Origin of the sequence: Enterococcus camelliae, assembly GCF_042685105.1 — a bacterium.
Classification (GTDB): domain Bacteria; phylum Bacillota; class Bacilli; order Lactobacillales; family Enterococcaceae; genus Enterococcus_G; species Enterococcus_G camelliae.
The window spans coordinates 42,938-61,525 of record NZ_JBHUMO010000011.1; the positions used below are offsets into that span (position 1 = coordinate 42,938).

General features: G+C 38.4%; 16 protein-coding genes, 1 tRNA gene and 1 pseudogene. 6 read left to right on the forward strand and 12 right to left on the reverse strand.

The window, feature by feature from the left end; translation table 11 throughout:
• Positions 1 to 28: 28 nt before the first annotated feature.
• Genes ACFSR0_RS02010 through ACFSR0_RS02025 form a run of 4 tightly spaced genes read right to left on the reverse strand, consistent with a single transcriptional unit; the run spans position 29 to position 4,491 of the window.
• Complete coding sequence (locus tag ACFSR0_RS02010; RefSeq protein WP_379979389.1) at positions 29 to 844, reverse strand: serine hydrolase; 816 nt, start codon at positions 842 to 844, stop codon at positions 29 to 31.
• Entirely contained in the window at positions 841 to 1,728 is an 888-nt protein-coding gene (locus ACFSR0_RS02015; protein ID WP_379979391.1) for a C40 family peptidase, read from the reverse strand. The genes ACFSR0_RS02010 and ACFSR0_RS02015 overlap by 4 nt, the downstream gene beginning before the upstream one ends.
• Entirely contained in the window at positions 1,725 to 2,813 is a 1,089-nt protein-coding gene (locus ACFSR0_RS02020; protein ID WP_379979393.1) for a dipeptide epimerase, read from the reverse strand. Before ACFSR0_RS02020 ends, ACFSR0_RS02015 begins: the two co-directional genes overlap by 4 nt.
• Positions 2,814 to 2,838: 25 nt before the next feature.
• Complete coding sequence (locus ACFSR0_RS02025) at positions 2,839 to 4,491, reverse strand: peptide ABC transporter substrate-binding protein (protein WP_379979395.1); 1,653 nt, start codon at positions 4,489 to 4,491, stop codon at positions 2,839 to 2,841.
• Positions 4,492 to 4,901: 410 nt separating this feature from the next.
• On the opposite strand from ACFSR0_RS02025, the gene sstT reads away from it, so the two are divergent.
• Positions 4,902 to 6,182 (forward strand): serine/threonine transporter SstT, encoded by a 1,281-nt coding sequence (gene sstT / locus ACFSR0_RS02030; RefSeq protein ID WP_379979421.1) that lies wholly within the window; start codon positions 4,902 to 4,904, stop codon positions 6,180 to 6,182.
• A gap of 89 nt (positions 6,183 to 6,271) precedes the next feature.
• On the opposite strand, the gene ACFSR0_RS02035 is transcribed toward sstT, so the two are convergent.
• The 6 genes from ACFSR0_RS02035 to ACFSR0_RS02060 all read right to left on the reverse strand — a co-directional run bounded on the left by ACFSR0_RS02035 (position 6,272) and on the right by ACFSR0_RS02060 (position 10,788).
• On the reverse strand, positions 6,272 to 7,003 hold the full coding sequence (locus tag ACFSR0_RS02035; RefSeq protein WP_379979397.1) for a class I SAM-dependent methyltransferase: 732 nt from the start codon (positions 7,001 to 7,003) through the stop codon (positions 6,272 to 6,274).
• 94 nt (positions 7,004 to 7,097) lie between these two features.
• Positions 7,098 to 8,114, reverse strand: a complete 1,017-nt coding sequence (locus ACFSR0_RS02040) for a hypothetical protein (protein ID WP_379979399.1) — start codon at positions 8,112 to 8,114, stop codon at positions 7,098 to 7,100.
• Positions 8,107 to 8,979, reverse strand: coding sequence for a hypothetical protein (locus ACFSR0_RS02045; RefSeq protein ID WP_379979401.1), 873 nt, complete (start codon positions 8,977 to 8,979; stop codon positions 8,107 to 8,109). The genes ACFSR0_RS02040 and ACFSR0_RS02045 overlap by 8 nt, the downstream gene beginning before the upstream one ends.
• 101 nt (positions 8,980 to 9,080) lie before the next feature.
• Complete coding sequence (locus tag ACFSR0_RS02050) at positions 9,081 to 9,269, reverse strand: hypothetical protein (RefSeq protein WP_379979403.1); 189 nt, start codon at positions 9,267 to 9,269, stop codon at positions 9,081 to 9,083.
• Positions 9,270 to 9,339: 70 nt separating this feature from the next.
• Positions 9,340 to 9,846, reverse strand: coding sequence for a GNAT family N-acetyltransferase (locus ACFSR0_RS02055; RefSeq protein WP_379979405.1), 507 nt, complete (start codon positions 9,844 to 9,846; stop codon positions 9,340 to 9,342).
• A 15-nt stretch (positions 9,847 to 9,861) separates the two neighbouring features.
• Positions 9,862 to 10,788, reverse strand: a complete 927-nt coding sequence (locus ACFSR0_RS02060; RefSeq protein ID WP_379979407.1) for a dihydroorotate oxidase — start codon at positions 10,786 to 10,788, stop codon at positions 9,862 to 9,864.
• A gap of 182 nt (positions 10,789 to 10,970) precedes the next feature.
• Between ACFSR0_RS02060 and ACFSR0_RS02065 the strand changes: the two genes are divergently transcribed.
• Positions 10,971 to 11,108 (forward strand): hypothetical protein, encoded by a 138-nt coding sequence (locus ACFSR0_RS02065; protein WP_379979409.1) that lies wholly within the window; start codon positions 10,971 to 10,973, stop codon positions 11,106 to 11,108.
• A gap of 52 nt (positions 11,109 to 11,160) precedes the next feature.
• Here ACFSR0_RS02065 and ACFSR0_RS02070 read toward each other — a convergent pair whose 3' ends face one another.
• Entirely contained in the window at positions 11,161 to 15,396 is a 4,236-nt protein-coding gene (locus ACFSR0_RS02070; RefSeq protein ID WP_379979411.1) for an acyl-CoA dehydratase activase-related protein, read from the reverse strand.
• Between the two features lie 172 nt (positions 15,397 to 15,568).
• Between ACFSR0_RS02070 and ACFSR0_RS02075 the strand changes: the two genes are divergently transcribed.
• Entirely contained in the window at positions 15,569 to 16,177 is a 609-nt protein-coding gene (locus ACFSR0_RS02075; protein WP_379979423.1) for a TetR/AcrR family transcriptional regulator, read from the forward strand.
• A gap of 56 nt (positions 16,178 to 16,233) precedes the next feature.
• Here the strand turns inward: ACFSR0_RS02075 and ACFSR0_RS02080 are convergent, their stop codons facing one another.
• A complete protein-coding gene (locus ACFSR0_RS02080) occupies positions 16,234 to 16,440 on the reverse strand; it encodes a hypothetical protein (protein WP_379979413.1) in 207 nt (68 codons plus the stop codon).
• A gap of 143 nt (positions 16,441 to 16,583) precedes the next feature.
• Between ACFSR0_RS02080 and ACFSR0_RS02085 the strand changes: the two genes are divergently transcribed.
• The 3 genes and pseudogenes from ACFSR0_RS02085 to ACFSR0_RS02095 all read left to right on the forward strand — a co-directional run bounded on the left by ACFSR0_RS02085 (position 16,584) and on the right by ACFSR0_RS02095 (position 18,497).
• Positions 16,584 to 16,667, forward strand: a tRNA-Leu gene (locus ACFSR0_RS02085).
• A 149-nt stretch (positions 16,668 to 16,816) separates the two neighbouring features.
• Positions 16,817 to 18,190, forward strand: a pseudogene (locus ACFSR0_RS02090) (Y-family DNA polymerase).
• Positions 18,183 to 18,497 (forward strand): hypothetical protein, encoded by a 315-nt coding sequence (locus ACFSR0_RS02095; RefSeq protein WP_379979415.1) that lies wholly within the window; start codon positions 18,183 to 18,185, stop codon positions 18,495 to 18,497. The pseudogene ACFSR0_RS02090 and the gene ACFSR0_RS02095 overlap by 8 nt, the downstream one beginning before the upstream one ends.
• Positions 18,498 to 18,588: the final 91 nt, after the last annotated feature.

An 18,588-nucleotide genomic window follows, 5' to 3' on the forward strand; every position in this document is an offset into this window, starting at 1 on the left:
CTTTCGAACGACTTTCCTTGCGATTGCACTAAGATAAAACTTCTTCCATCACCATTGAACCAACTTGTTGTAAAAAATTTTGACCTAGTTGACAGTGGCTCAATGCTTGCTCTTGCTGCGCGTTATCTTTTTCCTTTTGTTGAGTAAATACCGCAAGCGTGATCGTTTTTTTCTGGTATGCTATCCGACAGACATCATGGTAGATGCCGTTTAGTGTCCCATTTTTGCTAAATGTCTTTAAATGTGGAATGTCTTTCTCAGTTATACTGGCTAAGAGCCCTTCACAAAATTGTTGATGCGCAAGAGCCGTCCTAATGAGTGCATAGCTTTTTTTCTTTGAAAAATCAGTTGGTTCTTTGAAAATATCAACCATCATTTGAGCTGCATCTTGTGCAGAAAGATGATTTTGATTCGTTGCGTTCAAATCCATAAAATAACGTTGTAAGTTAGCAGAAGGATACTTCCTTTTTAGCCAGCTTTGAATGGTTTCCATACCATAGTGATCCATTAAGGTGTTGGCTGCAGTGTTATCAGAAACCATTACCATCAACTGCAATAATTCACTAATTGTCCAGGCTGTTTTTTGATTCAGCAAATATAATACACCTGCACCAGGTACTCTTTTGGAAAGTTGGAGTATTTTTGAAAGTCCCTGTTGAGATTCATTTTCGGCAATATATAAGGCAATCCCTAATTTAATTGTACTTGCTGCTGGGAAGATTTCCTTTGCGTGATAATTGAAGAGGGTCTCTCCTTTTTCATCCAATAAACTGATGCCAATTGTTAAATCTTCTTCATGGTTGGATAGTAATTGTTGCCAGCTTTTTTTTTGTAAATTGATCATTCCCAATACCTTCGAATCATACAAAGTTCCTTTTGATAGTTGGTATCAATCATGTGGGTGATTAAAACTTTTGAACCAGGTGTCTGCGAATGAATCATGAGGTCACTCCCTAAATAAATGCCTACATGATGAATAAAGCCTTTCCCCTCTTCATAGGCAAAAAATAACAAATCTCCAGGTAATGCCTCTTCGAAAGTGACTTCTTTTCCGGTCAATGCTTGCTCATGAGCATCTCGGGCAAGTAAGATATTGTGAACGCGGTGAAGACTATAGGCGAAGCCCGAACAATCAAAACCAGAACCACAAATTCCTCCCCATACGTAACTCAATCCTAGAAATTGTTTGGCCAATTTCACAATATTTTTAGCAAGAGCTTCCCCAGTCAATGCAGTTGTTTTTTGGCAATACCGGCGGTCGATTGTCGCTTGCCCCAGTGGAGTATGAATCAAATAATTAGTGGGCCATTCCTCAATGATTGGGAAAATACAGCCAAATGGGTACTCAACTTCCGATACTAGGCCATCGCAAAAATGCAACGGAGCATATTGGCAAATGATTGCTACTTTTTCGACATTATCTAGGTCATATGAAATCGGAATCGCATCATCCTCTTCAATCCACCCTTCGTATCCTTTTGCTTCTCCTACTTTCCCCTGTGTGACAGCAGCCACTCTTTTCCATCCTGGTCGTTCTTCTAAAACTTCAACGGGATCACCGAAAAGTAGTTCAGAATCTACTAAGTCAGCATCGTGAAGCAATAGGGCATCTTTCCCAGTTAATAGTCCTAACTCCGCACTGATGGACTGATTTATCGTCGACAACACAGGATTCATTTCTGGACGTTTCCACAAAAAAACATGGCGTTTTTGGATAATTTCTTTCATGCTAATCCCTCCTCCATTGTAATGCCTAAACCAGCTTGATGGGATAATGTTAACATATTTCGATTGATAGTAAAGCCCATTTGTTTTTTTGCCTGATCGGTTAATTTCCACATAAATGGTACGTCCAAATCATTGTATGTGATTGTATTCATGCCGGCTGCAAAATGAATTGCTGCCGCCATGCCAACATAACCTTCAATCATCGAACCCATCATACAAGGGATGTTTTCTTCCTTAGCCAATCGGAAAATTTCTAAAGCCCCTTGAATACCAGCTGTTTTCATTAATTTAATGTTAAACATATGGCAGGCTTGATGATCAATGAGCACTTGGGCGTCTGCTAAGCTATAAAGGCTTTCGTCAGCCATTATTGGGAATGGACTATGTGCAGTGACATAAGCCATTCCTTTGATATCATGTGCTTTAACTGGTTGCTCAATAAATTGAATGGGTAGTCCCTTCCATGATTGAATAATTTCAACCGCCTCTTTTGGGCTCCAACCTTGATTGGCATCAATTCGAAACCGTATTTTCCCATCGAGAGCTTGATTCATAGCCGTTAATTTGGCTACCTCCACTTCTGGATCGTCCAAGCCCATTTTTACTTTTAATTCAACAAACCCTTTTTGAGCATACGCTCGCGCATCATTCACCATTTTTTCTTCAGAGCCAATACTAACAGTGTAGTCAGTTGCCAAAGATGGGCGGGTACCACCTAGATATTGATAGAGCGGTTGGTGTTGTTGTTTGGCTAAAGCGTCAAAAACAGCGATGTCAATCGCTGCTTTTGCGCTCGTCGCATGAGAGACAAGCTTTTTTAATTCTGATAACAGTTGGAACGGTTGGGTCAATTCACGATTAAGTAAATATGGTCGATAATGCTGTTCAATATCTCGCAGGATTCCTTCTTGGGTATCACCGGTAATCGCTGGTGTTGGTGCGGCTTCGCCAACGCCGATAATGCCGTTATCCATATAGATTTTTACCCGAATGACATCTAAAGCTTGAACTTCTCTAAGGGCGGTCTTAAAGGGGGTTTTTAGTGCAATCGGAAATAACTCTGTTCGAACTTCTATTATTTTCATTCTATACGACTCTTTCTTTTTGAAGTTATTTAATGTATGCCCATTTGAAATCATATTGAGCACCTGCTGGGTGACTAACAATTCCCTTGAGGCTAGAAGAACGCAAGTGAGCTTCTTTTGGTTGATACAGTGGTACGATACCCATGTCATCATTTAAAATCGTATCTGCATCAATCATATCTTGCCAACGTTTCGTTTCATCATTTGCATTTTGGTTTGCTGCAGCTGTGACTGCTTTATTATAGTCATCGTTTAGCCATTTGCCTCGATTATACGAACTGTCTTTTAAAAATAAGTCTAGGAATGTACTTGGGTCATTGTAGTCGGCCACCCAGTTATTTAGTGCTACTTGAAAGTCCCCAGAATTGACCCGATCCAAACGAACAGTCCCTGGTACAGGTGTTAAATTAACTGTGATACCAGCTAAAGTATCTTCTATTTGTGCCTTAAGGTATTGTGTAACTTGTTTTGTTGCATCGGTATCTGATGAAATGAAATCAAAACTTAAACTTGTAATCCCTAGTTCAGACTTCGCTTTTTCCCAATATTCTTTTGCTTTTGCTTTATCATAATCTAATGAGAGTCCTGCATCTTTTGTAAAATCTGCTTTGGTTTCAGGGTTAAACGACATACCTGATGGAATTAATCCGGTTGAAACAACGGAACCATTTCCCAATATATTTTCTACTAAACTTTCACGATCAATTGCATAGGAGATTGCTTTTCTTAAATTGGCATTTCGATAAGGAGAATTATTCGCAGCTTGATTAAATTCAACATAGAATGTGGCTGCAAGTGGTTCAGCAATGTATTCCTTGTCATTTGCTTTTTGTTTTGCAAGTTCTCCACTTAGAGAAATATCTTGTGCTTGACCATCTTGGAACATGTTGTACGCAGTTGATGTTTCTTTTACGACTGAGAAGTTAATGGTGTTTAATTTGACTTTTTTCTTATCCCAATACGTATCATTTTTTACTAATTTCCATTCAGTATCAATTCCAGGTCCATCGTATCCTTCTAATTTGAAGGGGCCATTAAAAATTAAATTGTTGCTGGTTGCTGCATATTTCGTTCCTTGTTCTTCAATATATTTTTGATTTTGTGGGAAGAATGAAGGAAATGCTAATAATGATGGAAAATAAGGTGTTGCTTTGGTTAAGGTAATTTCTAATGTATAATCATCAATGGCCTTTACACCTAATTCTGAAACAGCTTTTTTGCCATCTGCAATATCATCGGCATTAACGACATTTGAAAACATGAATGCGTACTGTGAAGCGGTCTTGGGATCAACGGTTCGTTGCCAACCGTAAACATAATCTTTCGCAGTTACTTTGTCTCCATTGGACCATTTCGCATCTTCTCGTAGCTTAACAGTATATGTTTTACCGTCTGATGATACATCGGCCAAACTTTTTGCACCAGCAGGAATTGGTTGGTTATCTTTGTCCAAGCGATAGAGCCCTTCATCATAGTTGTTAATCATGTAAAAACTTAGGGTATCCGTTGCTAACGATGTATCTGCTGTTGCTAATTCTGAACCAATCAATTGTGTAAATTCTTGTTTCTTTTCACTTGAAGAAGTAGTTTTGGAGCTGGATTGATTATTGTAACAACCACCCAATAAAAACAAACCTAGAATAGAAAAGCTTATCCGTGTCATTCTCCCTTTTTTCATTGATAATCCCCCTTGATTTATTTATTTTATTAACCTAATTTCATTAAATTTTAATTAAAAATAACAAATTAGTCAACTAAGTCTATTTATTGACAAATAGGAAAAAATGATTCCAGTTAAAAAGAACGTTATTTTGGCTAGCTTTTTTTTAGTTTCGTCCCAAAATAGGATGATATTAAAGAAAAAATAGCTTTTCAATCAAGGTTTCATTCAAGAAAAGGTCTTTTTTTCTACATTCTTCTTTTTACTTATCGGTAATTATGTTTTCTTTTTTTCTGCTTTTTTCTTATTTAATTAGGATAATTATCATTAATTTTATCTTTTTTTAATAAATCTATGTTTATATGTTAGCTTTTTTGCTATAATTTGGAAAAATTAAAAAATAAAAAGAATGGGGTTAGGTTATGAAATTGTGGAGACTTATTCAGCGACTGAGTCTAATTCAACAAATTATTTTTGGTATTATTATTGGGGCGATTTTGGGAACAATTGTCCCTTCGTGGTCTTTTCTAACTATTTTAGGTGATTTATTTATTGGTGCCTTAAAAGCCATTGCTCCGCTGCTCGTCTTTTTCTTAATTATTGATTCACTAGCAAAGCATAAAAAAGGAACCAAGACGCACATGAAAACGGTCATTGTCCTTTATTTTTTGGCAACATTTATTGCTGCACTAACTGCTGTAATCGCAAGTTATCTTTTTAAAGTGAGTCTAGTTTTGCCGAATGCAGTGACCGATCAAACAGCTCCTGATAATCTTCAAGCGATTTTAAGTGGCATTTTAACAAATGCCGTGGCAAATCCAGTCAGTGCGGTTGCTGAAGGAAACTACCTAGCGCTTCTCTTATGGGGCTGTGTACTTGGTCTCGGATTCCGACATGCGTCTGAAGGGACCAAAAAAGTATTATCAGATATTTCTGAGGTGATTTCAAAAGCAGTCCAAGGAGTCATTCTTTTTGCTCCTCTCGGGATTATTGGCTTAGTATTTACAACAATCTCCGAAATTGGCTTGGGTGGAATGGCTGCTTACTTAAAAATTATTCTACTGGTTGTGGGGACGATGTTATTTGTTGCCTTTGTCGTGTATCCATTTATGGTTTTTCTGTTATTAAAGCAAAATCCATATCCATTGACTATCTATACGATGAAAGAGAGTGGCATTCCTGCCTTCTTTACTAGAAGTTCTGCAGTAAATATTCCAATTAATATGGAATTGGCAGAAAAGTTAGGCCTAGATCGTCAATCTTATTCGATTTCAATTCCATTAGGTGCAACAGCGAATAGCGGTGGCGCAGCTATCACCATTTCAGTGATGACGTTAGCTGCGGCACATACCTTGGGAATGCAAATACCAATTACGTTGGCTTTCTTACTCTGTCTTTTATCAGCTATTTCTGCGACAGGTGTTTCAGGAATCGCCGGTGGAAGTTTGTTGTTAATTCCCCTCGCATGTAGCTTATTTAATATCCCTAATGACATTGCTATGCAAGTTGTAGGGGTTGGCTTTATTATCGGTGTGATTCAGGATTCGGTCGAAACGGCTGTTAATTCAGCAAGTGATTTATTATTTGCTGCGACTGCTGAATTTTATGATTTGGCAAAAGCAGGAAAGCCTGTCGACGTGAATCAACGCGTTAAAATTGCTCAATCAAAAGGCTTATCGGATACCAATTTTTCACTAGATAGTGAATAGAAGGAAAAACATAAAACAAACGAGCTGCTTTTCAAAAGGCCAATGTCCAATGAGCCCAATTGACTGACAGTTCGTTTGTTTTTTTTCATTTATTTGAGGATACGTAGCAATTCAAATGTAATTTTATGTGTATTTTTGATGAGAGACCCGTTCAAAAAGAGAGTTTCAATTTCTTCAGTTAGTCGCTGCTCTTGCTGTTGCTCCTGCTCAAAATAATCGTTGACGAACTGTTTGGTTATAACTTCTTCTTTTTGATAAGAAAAGGTTTTGCTGACCCATGGAAGATCTTCTTTCGCCAACCACTTTTTGAATGATTTAAAAGGAACTGGCCGTTGCATTTGATTTAGCAATAATGTTTCCAGTGGTGTAAAAACAGTATCGACATCTTCCAGAATCTGTATTAGAATCAGCTGTTTTTTTGCCATACGTAGCAGCGATTGCAACTGTTGCAATGTATGTAAAGAAGGATTCATTGCAGAAAAAACAAGGTCATATTGCTGTGGAATTGAATTGGCACAAAAGGTTTCTTGATCACTTTGAATGTATTGAATGTTTTTGTTAGGATGAATGCTTTTTGCTTTGTTCAACATATTGGCCGAAAAGTCTACTAACAGATAGTTATTGACATAAGGTGCGATAGCTGGTAAATATTTGCCATAGCCCCCTGCTAGATCAACAAATAAACCACAAGGGAGACACTGGCTTTCGAGCAAATACTTCGCAACATCTTCCGCTATCGTTGTAAAAGATTCTTGTTGAATAGTATAGTACTCATCAGCAAATCCATCCCAATAGTTTTGTTGCTCTTCTAAATAATCCATGAGCGCCCCCCTTTCTTTTTTGAGGCGAAAAAAGCCATCTTTTCTAACTCCAATTTCGAGTAGAAAAACCGGCTTTTTTCTGTATGCGTTTCTATTAAGATTCAACAATCAATGGCACCAAAAACGGGTAATGTGTAAAGAAATCTAAAATTGATCGCTTTCGTGTTCTTGAGTTGATTGTCAAGGTGACCGGCAATTTTGAACTATCGAAGTGGACCGATTGATTTTGATTTAAGAGTACCGTGTAGGTATGCTCCCCCTCTTTTTCAAAATCATAAGCCACATCTTCCATTGTCGTAATAAAAATATCGTCTAAAATTTTTTCGTTGATTGTGACTTGCGTTGTAAGATGGACCAATAACGCATTGGAATTATCTAGGAAGTTGGGCAATACTTCAAAACCAAGCGCTTTGAAATGGGTTAGTAGCACGTTTAAATCATAGTTAATCAGTGAAAGTTGATTTCTGGAAAAAATTTTTTCTACATGCCATAGACGAATTAGTTCCAATACGTCCTTTTCTGAAACATTGACTTGCATTTTTTTAGTGTCCAGAGCAATGAGTGGCAAATAAGCCGTTTCAAAGCGAGTATCTAACACATTCATTTTAAAATTTAACACAAGTTGATGGCTGTCATTTACACGATAGTTCGTTAAAAAATGTTTCGTTTCCCATGTATTAAAGGCGTCTACCTTTGCTAATTCAATTGCTCGAAGGGGTTTTAATAGTTCATACGTAAAATAATCGAGTAAACTAGCTTTGGCAATCGCAGAGATAGGTGTATCGTTGACGATAAATTGATTATACCCATCCAACAATGAATCAAAATCAGCTTCAATCAACAACTTGCGCAATTTTAAATCGGCTAATTCTTCTTCCGCTGATTGAATATACTGTAAAATTTCTTCGTGTTCCTGCTCTTTAAACAAATAATAGGAATCTACACTATCAGTTTGCGACATTGATGGCGGGTTTTCCCCAGTAGTCGCTGTTTTAGTGGTTGGTTTCTCAGGATTTTCTAAATCTTCAGGATAATCCGCTACCGTCAAAATTTCTTTTTTGACTACTTCAACAGTGGTTTGTTCGTTTTGATTTTTGTCTGTCTCACTCATGCGCTTGCCCCTCCTTCTCAGCTAAATAATCATGCATAAAGGTTTGAATTTGGTCTCCCATCAAAGAAAATGAGGAAAAATGGCGATTAATTAACCGTAATTCTTTTGTGATAATGGCTTGCTTTAGACGCATGGACTGGTAGTTTTTCATTAATTGGTTGCGTTGATTTTCGAGTTGTTGTTTATCGTTCACAAAACGTTGCAATTCTTCTTGGTGCTGGGTTAATTTTGAAATTTTTTGATTCAATTCTACTAATTCGTCATCTGTTTTTGAACGCGCAAAGAAGCCTTTTGAGGTTTCTTTTTTTTCTTCAACGGTTCGGTTTAGCTGCTTCAATTGCTCTGTCACTTCTGTTAATTCTTCTTCTGCTGTAATCGAACGCGCCGTCAATGCATCCATTTGTTTTTCAATAGCAACAAGTGGCTTCTCCTCATTGATTTGTAGTTTTTCCCATTCTTCTTCTATCTCGGGAAGGACAAAAACTTCTGGGATACTTGCATCCAAACCAAACGTTGGTCGTTCATGATAGTATGTTCCTAATTGATAGTACTGTAATGTGGGACTGACTTTTTCCGCTAATTTCATGAATGGGAAGGTAATCAAAAAGCTATCATGCAATTTCTTCATCAGCAACTCGTCAATTTCATGGTTTTGATTGGCCGTACTTTTTAATTCATGATGAAGACGACCTTTGTAAATTCGGTAAATCGCAGGAATATTTTCTGTCCGAATCGCTTCTTCAAATTCTTGCAAATCCTTAAGCATTGAACCGATGTTTTGCGATGCAACATCTTTAATCGTTTCAAAATTAGCATCTGGCATCGCTGGTTTCGGTGGATTTTGTTTGCTGGTTTCTTCCGTCATGCCTAAACCTCCTTTATCATTTACCTTTTTATTTTATCATCAAACATGAAAAAAAGGGATTGATAACAATCCCTTTTCCTTGATTATTCCCATAATCGCTTTTAGTCAATTAAATCGCGAGTTAAAAAATGAATTTGTTGCTGTGAATCTCTTGTTAAGCGGGTTTCTTCCTTTAGATAAGTGAAGACTAGCTCCTTTATGTCAGGATTTTCTAACATTTTTTCATAACCTTCAAATATTGCTTGAATATAGTTTTTATATGCTTGCTTTTTCTTTTGTCGTTTCTTCACTGGCCACCATCCTTTTCACTCGTTTATCTTATCAAGTGTGTTCAAGATTGACAAGAGGAAATGGTCTTTTTTAACGATATTGATAAGCGAGGCGTTCACCATTTGGAATGGGAAATGTCACGGTGCCACAATATTGAAACCCGACTGACTTCGCAACTTTTTGCATCCCAATATTCATTTGGTGCGTGTCAATACGAATATCCTTCTTCCCAGATTCTAGTAAGTGTTCAATCAAACGACGAAGAAAAATTTTTCCTAATCCTTGGTTGGCTTCTGAGGCATTGACCGCAAAGCGATGAATCGACACATAGTCAGCGCTAGGGGAGTGCCAGTTTCCGTCAATGGCTTCATACACTGGATCGATACCTGGGATAAGCGAAGCGACTGCCACTACCTGCTGATCCGTTTCCAACACGTAGGTCCATTGCTGTTCTATATCTTTTCGCATCCGCTCTTCGGTTGGTCCGTAGCCCCTTTGCCATTGCGGGGAACCTTGTTTTTTGAGTGATTGAATGCCACTCGTTAAGATGGCCATGATTGCTGGCAAATCTGTTTCAGTTGCTTGTCTTAAGATCATCTTATCCCCCTTTTTTTAAGAAAAGCTCTTTACTTTTCCTCTGAATTCGTCAATGGTTGCATAACCCTTTTGTTTCATAATTGCTTCTAGTTCACGAGTTAAACGATCAAATATCGCAGGCCCTTCTTTATGAAGCTGCGTGCCCACTTGCAATAATGTTGCACCACAAAGTAAATGTTCAAACGCATCTTGACCGGTTGCAATGCCACCAGTTCCAATAATTTGAATATCATCTTTTAACCGTGTGGCAAAGGCGCGGACGTTTGCTAAAGCAGTTGCCTTAATCATTGGGCCACCGAGCCCACCAAAGCCATCTTTTGGTTTGATAACGACTTTTTCGGAATCGAGATCAATCACTAAGCCATTGCCTACTGAATTAATAGCATTCACATAAGTTAAAGGAAATTGGTTTAAAATTTTGGCCATTTCATCAAAATGAGCAAAATCAAAATATGGTGGTAATTTAACTCCTAAAGGCTTTTGATAGCTGTCAAATACTTGATTCAACAAGCGCTCTGTCTGCTCAAAATCATAGGCTAATTGAGTTTTTCCAGTTACATTAGGGCAAGATAAGTTCAACTCAGTTATGCCATTGAATGAGCTTGCTGCTAATCGACGCAACATGTCCAAATTTTCATCGGTATTCATACCCGAAATAGAGAAGAAACAAGGTTTGGTATAGGGCGTATTGGTCACATACTCGAGATAATAATCGAATCCTTTATTTGGTAAGCCCATCGAATTGATGCTGCCCGTTGGTAAGTTAATATAACGTGGTTCAGGATTTCCCAGACGTGGCAATGGTGTACAGCTTTTTGTGATCAAGGCACCAGATGAAGAATGATCAAGTTCGTCCAATTCTTCGGTTGTCATGCAGTGCACACCTGAGGCATTCAGAAATGGGTTTTCAAATTCATGATTAGCAAATACAGTTTTTAACATAACGATTCTCCCCTCATTTTTTCCTAGTGTAGCTTTTTTAGCGAAAGAAGGCAATGATAAAAAAGAATGATTTATCTGCTCCTTGTTTTTTATTACTTATAAGTAGCTGTTTGACTCTTGTGGCCAAAAGATGGTTCTTTCCAGATAAGATAAAAAAGGATCATACCAAAGGAGGAGTCTACTTGAGCCCAATTCAATTTAGTGAAATAACAGAGAAAGAATATCAGGTATTTGAAGCAAATAGTACCAATTTTTTTCAAACAACCGCAATGGCCAATTTTATGGAAGTTCGTGGCTATGAAAGAAAGAGCGACTGTTAAAACGGGCAGTCGCTCTTTCTTTTGAAATGACCAGACCCTCTTGCGAATTCTGTCACTTTTGTATTTGTTTTTTCTTTGCAGTCGACATCATCAATCGAATGCGATTTAATTGATTGACAATCGACACCCCTGGATCATAATCAATCGGAGCAATGTTGGCTTGTGGATAACGTGTACGTAGCTCCTTTAGCACGCCTTTCCCAACAATGTGATTGGGCAAACAGCCAAATGGTTGCAGACAAACAATGTTATTCACGTGTTCATCTAGTAATTCAATCATTTCAGCTGTTAAAAACCAACCTTCTCCAGTTTGATTGCCAATCGATAAGATATGGCTTGCTTTATCGGCTAAGTCCTCGATTGGAGCGGATGTATGAAATCGTTCGGAAGCGTCCAAGGATTTTTGTAAGGGTTGTTCGACCACAGACAATAATTTTAGGAGCAATTGTGCCGTACGCTTACTTTTTAACGGCATGCCCAAATGTTCTTCTTTCCAAATTTGATTATAAAGAGAATATTTCATAAACCCTAAAATGTCTGGAACAACAACTTCTGCTCCCTCTGATTCAAGCAAGTGAACAATATCATTGTTTGCAATTGGGGAGTATTTTACCAATATTTCCCCAACTACCCCCACTTTTGGCTTTTGAATGTCTTGGATTGGTATTGTATCAAAATCATGGATGATTTTTTTCACGGTACGATTGAATTGCGTTAAGGAACCATTTTCAACATTATTCGCCACTTTTAACAACCATGCTTGATGCAATTGATTGGTGGCTCCCACTTTTTGTTCATATGGTCGCACGCGATAGACTAAACGTTCAAATAAATCGCCATACAAAACAGCTAGTAACACCCGCTTCAGCATCTTATAAGAATAGGTGAAACCTGGATTTGTTTCGACCCCTTGATTACCGAATGAAAGCGAGACGACTGGAATTTGTTCAAATCCAGCTTCTTTTAATGCTTTTCGTAGTAAAGGAATGTAATTCGTTGCGCGACAGCCACCGCCTGTTTGACTCATTAGGACACTGAAATTCGCTAAGTCATACTGTCCGCTTTGTAAAGCTTTGATCAATTGACCAATCGAAATGATTGCGGGATAACAAGCATCGTTATTGACATATTGCAATCCAGTATCAATTACGCTGGGATCATCTGCGGGTAAGCCTACAATTTGATACCCTGAGGCACGCATCGCTAAATCGAATAGACCATTTTGATGAATCGGGCTGAGCATGGGCATAAGTAATATATGTGTTTTTCGCATATCTTTGGTGAAAACAATTTTTTCTGGCAACTTACTTAGCTGATGCACCGGACGATCGGCTTTTTCACGTTCACGAATCGCTGCTTTCAAGGAACGAACACGAATACGAACAGCGCCTAAATTCGCACCTTCATCAATTTTTAAGCCCGTATACATTTTACCAGCATGTTCAAGAATTTCCGCGACTTGATCGGTCGTTACTGCGTCAATTCCACAACCAAAAGAATTTAATTGAACCATTTCCAACTGTGGGCATTTGGCAACAACATGCGCTGCGGCGTACAAACGAGAATGATACATCCACTGATTCACCACACGTAGCGATTTGACTTCTGCCAGCTGTGCGATGCTATCTTCTGTCAAAACATGAAACCCTTCTTGGGTTAATACTTCAGCGATACCATGATTGATTTCTGGATCTAAATGATAGGGCCTTCCAGAGAGCACAATGCCCTTTTGGTTGGTCTGCATGAGCAGTTGTAACGTTTCTTCTCCTTTAGACTGAATCTCTTTTTTCGCCGCTGCTAATTCTTCAAATCCATGATGGAGTGCTTTAGTAATATCTCCAGCAGAAATTTGTAAATCAGCAAATGTTTCAGTCAAATCGGCAACCATGGATTGTTCATCTGCTAAATTTAAAAATGGGTTACGATAATCAACAGCACCTGAGCGGATTTCCTCCACATTCATTCGAATTAAATCGGGATAGCTTTGGACAATTGGGCAATTAAAGTGATTATCGGCAGCTTGCCCTTCGTCTTGCTCAAAAACAATGCTTGGGTAAAAAATAATTGGTAGCTGTTGGTCAATTAATGCCTGAATATGCCCATGAACCATTTTCGCTGGATAACAAACTGTATCGCTAGGAATCGTTTCAATGCCTTTTTCATAGAGTCCTTTCGTTGAATTTGGCGATAGAATCACACGAAAACCTAAATCAGTAAAAAATGTATGCCATAGAGGATAATTTTCATACATATTTAAGACACGGGGCAAACCAATTTCTCCTCGAACGGCTTCTTTTTTTCGTAAGGAACGGTAATGAAACATTCGTTTTAATTTATAATCATACAAATTGATTTTACGATCCTCACGCTTTATCTTGATTCGAGCGCCACGTTCGCAGCGATTCCCAGTAATAAATTGTCGACCATCAGAGAACAACGTCACCGTTAATAGACAATTATTTTCACATAATCCGCAGTGAGTCAGTTCCTTTTTGGCTTCAAATTTAGCTAACTCATCCACTGATAATAGCGTGGTTTCCTCGCCCACTTGATAGGCATTTTTAGCGATGAGTGCGACTCCGAAAGCGCCCATTAATCCTGCGATATTGGGGCGAATGACTGTTCGTCCTGTAACCAATTCAAAGGCTCGTAAAACAGCATCATTGTAGAATGTACCTCCTTGGCAAACAATCTTTTCTCCTAATTGTTCTGGTCGTCGGACTTTAATAACCTTATAAATCGCGTTTTTAATGACTGAATAGGCTAAACCCGCAGCAATATCGCCGACAGAGGCACCTTCTTTTTGTACCTGTTTAACTTTTGAATTCATAAAAACAGTACAACGAGAACCTAAATCGACAGGATGTTGGGACTCGATAGCCCCTTGCACAAATGCTTCTAAAGGATAATGTAACGATTTTGCGAACGTTTCAATAAACGACCCACAACCAGAAGAACAGGCTTCGTTTAATTGAATGGCCGACAATGCCCCGTCTTTTATAGTCATGGCCTTCATATCTTGACCACCAATGTCCAAAATAAAATCCACACCGGGCAAAAAGAAGTTTGCAGCCTGATAATGCGCCACCGTCTCTACTTCTCCAATATCCACTTTCAATGCATGCTTGATCAAATGCTCACCATAACCTGTAACAGCTGTTTTGGCGATGACTACGCCCGTTGGTAGTTGCTGATACAGTTCAGTTAGAATCGCAATGGTCGTCTCTAACGGTTGGCCTTCGTTACTGCCATACCAGGAGTACAATAAGGCTCCTTGTTCATCAATTAAAGCGACTTTTGTGGTTGTTGAGCCTGCATCAATCCCTAAAAAAGCACGTCCTTCATAGGTATCCAATTCTCGTTCCTGAACCGTTGCTTTTTGGTGGCGTTCAACGAAAGCATTTCGAGCTCCTTCATCTACAAATAATGGTTCAAGCGTTTTCGCCTGTTTTTCTGTAATCATAGGTTCACTTTGTAGTTTTTCGAGCAATTCACTTAATCGTAGTGGTTGCTTTTCTTCTTGTGCATACAATGCTGCACCATAGGCAACAAACAGTTGTGATTGTGTGGGAAATATCACCTGGTCGGGCCCTAAATTTAAGGTTTCAATAAAACGTTGCCGTAACTCAGACAAAAAATAAAGTGGGCCGCCTAGAAAGGCTACATTTCCTTTAATTTTTCTACCAGAGGCTAGACCTGCTATGGTTTGATTGACAACTGCTTGAAAAATACTTTTTGCAATATCTGCTTTTGCGGCACCTTCATTGAGTAATGGTTGGATATCCGTTTTTGCAAAGACACCACAACGTGAAGCAATAGGATAAAGAGTCGTTGCTTTTTTGGCTAATTCATTTAATCCGCTAGCATCCGTGTCTAATAATGAAGCCATTTGATCAATAAATGCGCCCGTCCCACCCGCACATGTTCCATTCATGCGTTGTTCAAGTGAGCCTTCAAAAAAAGTAATTTTTGCATCTTCCCCACCTAATTCAATAACCACATCCGTCTGAGGAATCAACTCTTCTACAGTTCGTGTGCAAGCAATCACCTCTTGAATAAAGGACAGTTCGTAGCTTTCCGCGAGCCCAATCCCACCTGATCCTGTAATAGTAAGTGTGATGGCTTGGTCGCCGATTACTTGTAATGCATCGTGAATGATTTTTTTTGTTGCATTTTTCACATCAGAAAAATGTCGTTCATAGCAAGAGAATAATTCCTTCTTATCTTCATCTAATACAACCATTTTTACAGTGGTTGAGCCCACATCTATTCCAGCATATACGCACATCCTTTTCACCCACCTTTAAAAATTTCCAACATATGTTGAATATCCGACATCGCGTTTGTTATACTATTCACGTAAAGTGTAGTGATATTAGCTATGAAATGCAATAATCAAAGATTGTGAATTTGTGAGATAAACAACAATTTGCTGTTTGTGTTGGGAAAAGGAGGAAAAAATTGTGAAAAAAATCGATTTACGTGTCAAGCGAACCCACAAAATGATTATCGAAGCATTTATACGATTGGTGGAAGAACGAGGGTATGATGATTTAACTGTCCAAGAAATTGCCGATGAAGCAATGATTAACCGTGCAACATTCTACGCTCATTTTAAAAACAAACAGGATTTATACGACTCTATTTTCCATTCAACAATGAAAGTATTTGTTTCTGTTCTCGATCCAGATCAAGTAGTTGAAGGAAATCGCTTAAAGCTGAAACAAGTCGAATTTGTTTTAACGAACATCTATCAACAAATTAAAGAAAATAAACGATTTTTTCTAACCATTTTGGATGCTTCCGATGACCATCGCCTAAGGAAACAAATTCAGGATATTTTAGATGTTCAATACGCCCATATTTTTGCTCGTTTAAAGATTACCGAAAATGATCTAGAGGTTCCCATTGACTTTATTATTGAGTATATGACGTCTATTTTCTTTGCCACACTCCATTGGTGGATTACAGCAGATACAACAATGGATGCAAATAGTTTAGCCAAATTGGTAATCAAATTGGTGGGAAATGGACATTTAACCGTCTTGGGTATTGAAGTGGACCGATGAGAAATGAAAAAGATGCTACTGCTATGATCAAATGGGCAATAACATCTTTTTCTCCATCAGTAGCTATCTTTGTCTTCAGGCTCTTCTTCCCAAATCAATTGAGGCTTGTCCATACTATATAAATGAACAAGTAAAATACCGATCCCTACCCCTCCGACCAACAAGCCTTCCCAAAAATTTTCATGTAAAACGATGGATACAACCGCGAACATCAAACACATCATAACAACAAGTGCCGCTAATGAAGCAAAGAGCAGTTTCATAAGGATTCCCCCAAATCCATCAAAATGTAAACGCTATTTATTATCTTTATCATACCACTTTTCAGCGCATTTCATAGTCTTCTTTTCACTTCTTTTGGTTGCTATTCCAGTCATATCGTTCTATACTAATGAATAGATTCTTTGCGGTCATGGCGGAATTGGCAGACGCGCTAGCTTCAGGCGCTAGTGATAGCAATATCGTGGAAGTTCGAGTCTTCTTGGCCGCATTTAATTTTTATAGAGTGTAGTTTTTTGCAATTGTTCGGCATAGCCTCTTTTGAAGAGACTATGCTTTTTTCTTTTTTTCGAATGCCTCTTTACAAATGCGAACATATGTTTGTATAATAAAAGAAAAACAGTGATTGGAGGCAAATGGATGAACTTCAAATACGAACTAGAACCCGTTGGAGACTATGCTTTTATTGACATGAAAAGTTTTTATGCCAGCTGTGAATTGGTTGCACTTGGGCTCCATCCGTTACAGCATTTATTGATTGTTATGAGTGCTACAGATAATACATCTGGTTTAATTTTATCAAGCTCTCCTATGGCGAAAAAAAAGTTAGGGATTAAAAACGTCAGTCGTAAATGGGATTTACCGACAGTTGAAGAAAATCCTGCGATGAAAAATCTAATTATTGCGCCTCCAAGGATGAACTATTATATTCAAGAAAACTTAAAAATTCAACATGTCTTACAAAACTATGCTCCTGATGAAGATATTCTCTGGTATTCCATTGATGAAGCGGTTATGGATTTAACCAAGTCATTGAATTATTTTGTCCCAGGTTCATTAGATCGTCGAACAAAATTGGCAATTGTTTGTGGGCAAATTCAGCGTGACATTAGAGCAGCGACAGGTATTTTTTCTACTATTGGCATGTCAAATAGCAATCCACTACTTGCCAAATTAGCCTTAGATAACGAGGCAAAGAATACTCCTTCATTGCGAGCACTCTGGAACTATGAAGATGTTCCCAAAAAAGTATGGACCATTCCGCAGCTGACAGACTTTTGGGGAATTGGCCATCGTACAGCCCAAAGATTGCAACTGTTAGGTATTTGCAGCATAAAAGAGCTGGCAAATACCTCCCCACAATTACTTCAGCAAACGTTTGGCGTTATGGGGCTGCAATTGTATCATCATGCGAATGGCATCGATCGCACCCAATTGTCGAAGCGGTATTTGCCAAAATCAACGACCATTGGCAATAGTCAGATATTACCAAGAGACTATACAGGATTAGAAATAGAAGTAGTGATACGTGAAATGGCCGAGTAGGTTGCTATTCGTATCCGTCGAAAACAATTAAAAACAACTTCAATTCATCTTTTCATCGGCTACAGTCGTGATGAAATCAATAAAGGATTCAGTCGCCAAATGAAAATTGAAGAAACAAATGCAACAACGCCAATCGCTGAAGCACTTCTTTTCTTATTTGCTAAATTTTATGATGGAACAAGCAAAATCCGCCAAATTGGTGTCAGTTATGGCAAATTAATACCCGATAATGGCGATCAACTGGACTTATTTACCGATTCGACTACCCAGCAAAAAAAGGCGAACCTTGAAATGATTCTAGATCGAATTCGCGAAAAATACGGATTTTCTAGTATTGTTCGTACCAGCTCAGCTCTTCCCTACGCCCGCAGTTTGAAACGTGCGGGCTTAGTTGGTGGACATGCAGGTGGTGCTGGGGGATTAGATGGGCTCGCGCCATTAAAAAAAGAAGATGAATCTCATGGCTGATTCTTATATGTCTTATCATCCTGATCCATATGTACGGTCGTATACCGATCGTGGCACAATGAAGTGGCTTGGTTTTTATTTAAGTGAACACACTTCAGAAATGCAAATAGACCAGGAAAAGCGAACGAAGCTTGTCCCACGCTATACTGCAATGACATTTCAAGCATGTATGACTATTTTGGCTGAAAGCTATCAACAAAATAAACCGGTTGAAATTCAGCTTGATTTTTTACTACCAGAAGGTCAAGCTAAGCACTTAATAAAAGGAAGCGTTATAGGAATAGAAGAAAATAGTGGTTCATTGTAAGATGAACTTAGCCACTTTCAAGCAATAAAAAAACGTCATAGCGAAAAATCGTGTATTATTGAAGTTCCAACACAATCAATAAGGAGATTTT

What these genes read in the sequence shown, in the direction of transcription:
- ACFSR0_RS02020 (WP_379979393.1), bottom strand. Translation starts at nt 2,813, where the DNA reads ATGAAAATAATAGAAGTTCGAACAGAGTTATTTCCGATTGCACTAAAA.
- ACFSR0_RS02080 (WP_379979413.1), bottom strand. Translation starts at nt 16,440, where the DNA reads ATGAAACTGCTCTTTGCTTCATTAGCGGCACTTGTTGTTATGATGTGT.
- ACFSR0_RS02095 (WP_379979415.1), top strand. Translation starts at nt 18,183, where the DNA reads ATGGCTGATTCTTATATGTCTTATCATCCTGATCCATATGTACGGTCG.
- ACFSR0_RS02010 (WP_379979389.1), bottom strand. Translation starts at nt 844, where the DNA reads ATGATCAATTTACAAAAAAAAAGCTGGCAACAATTACTATCCAACCAT.
- ACFSR0_RS02035 (WP_379979397.1), bottom strand. Translation starts at nt 7,003, where the DNA reads ATGGATTATTTAGAAGAGCAACAAAACTATTGGGATGGATTTGCTGAT.
- ACFSR0_RS02015 (WP_379979391.1), bottom strand. Translation starts at nt 1,728, where the DNA reads ATGAAAGAAATTATCCAAAAACGCCATGTTTTTTTGTGGAAACGTCCA.
- ACFSR0_RS02060 (WP_379979407.1), bottom strand. Translation starts at nt 10,788, where the DNA reads ATGTTAAAAACTGTATTTGCTAATCATGAATTTGAAAACCCATTTCTG.
- ACFSR0_RS02040 (WP_379979399.1), bottom strand. Translation starts at nt 8,114, where the DNA reads ATGAGTGAGACAGACAAAAATCAAAACGAACAAACCACTGTTGAAGTA.
- ACFSR0_RS02025 (WP_379979395.1), bottom strand. Translation starts at nt 4,491, where the DNA reads ATGAAAAAAGGGAGAATGACACGGATAAGCTTTTCTATTCTAGGTTTG.
- ACFSR0_RS02055 (WP_379979405.1), bottom strand. Translation starts at nt 9,846, where the DNA reads ATGATCTTAAGACAAGCAACTGAAACAGATTTGCCAGCAATCATGGCC.
- ACFSR0_RS02045 (WP_379979401.1), bottom strand. Translation starts at nt 8,979, where the DNA reads ATGACGGAAGAAACCAGCAAACAAAATCCACCGAAACCAGCGATGCCA.
- ACFSR0_RS02070 (WP_379979411.1), bottom strand. Translation starts at nt 15,396, where the DNA reads ATGTGCGTATATGCTGGAATAGATGTGGGCTCAACCACTGTAAAAATG.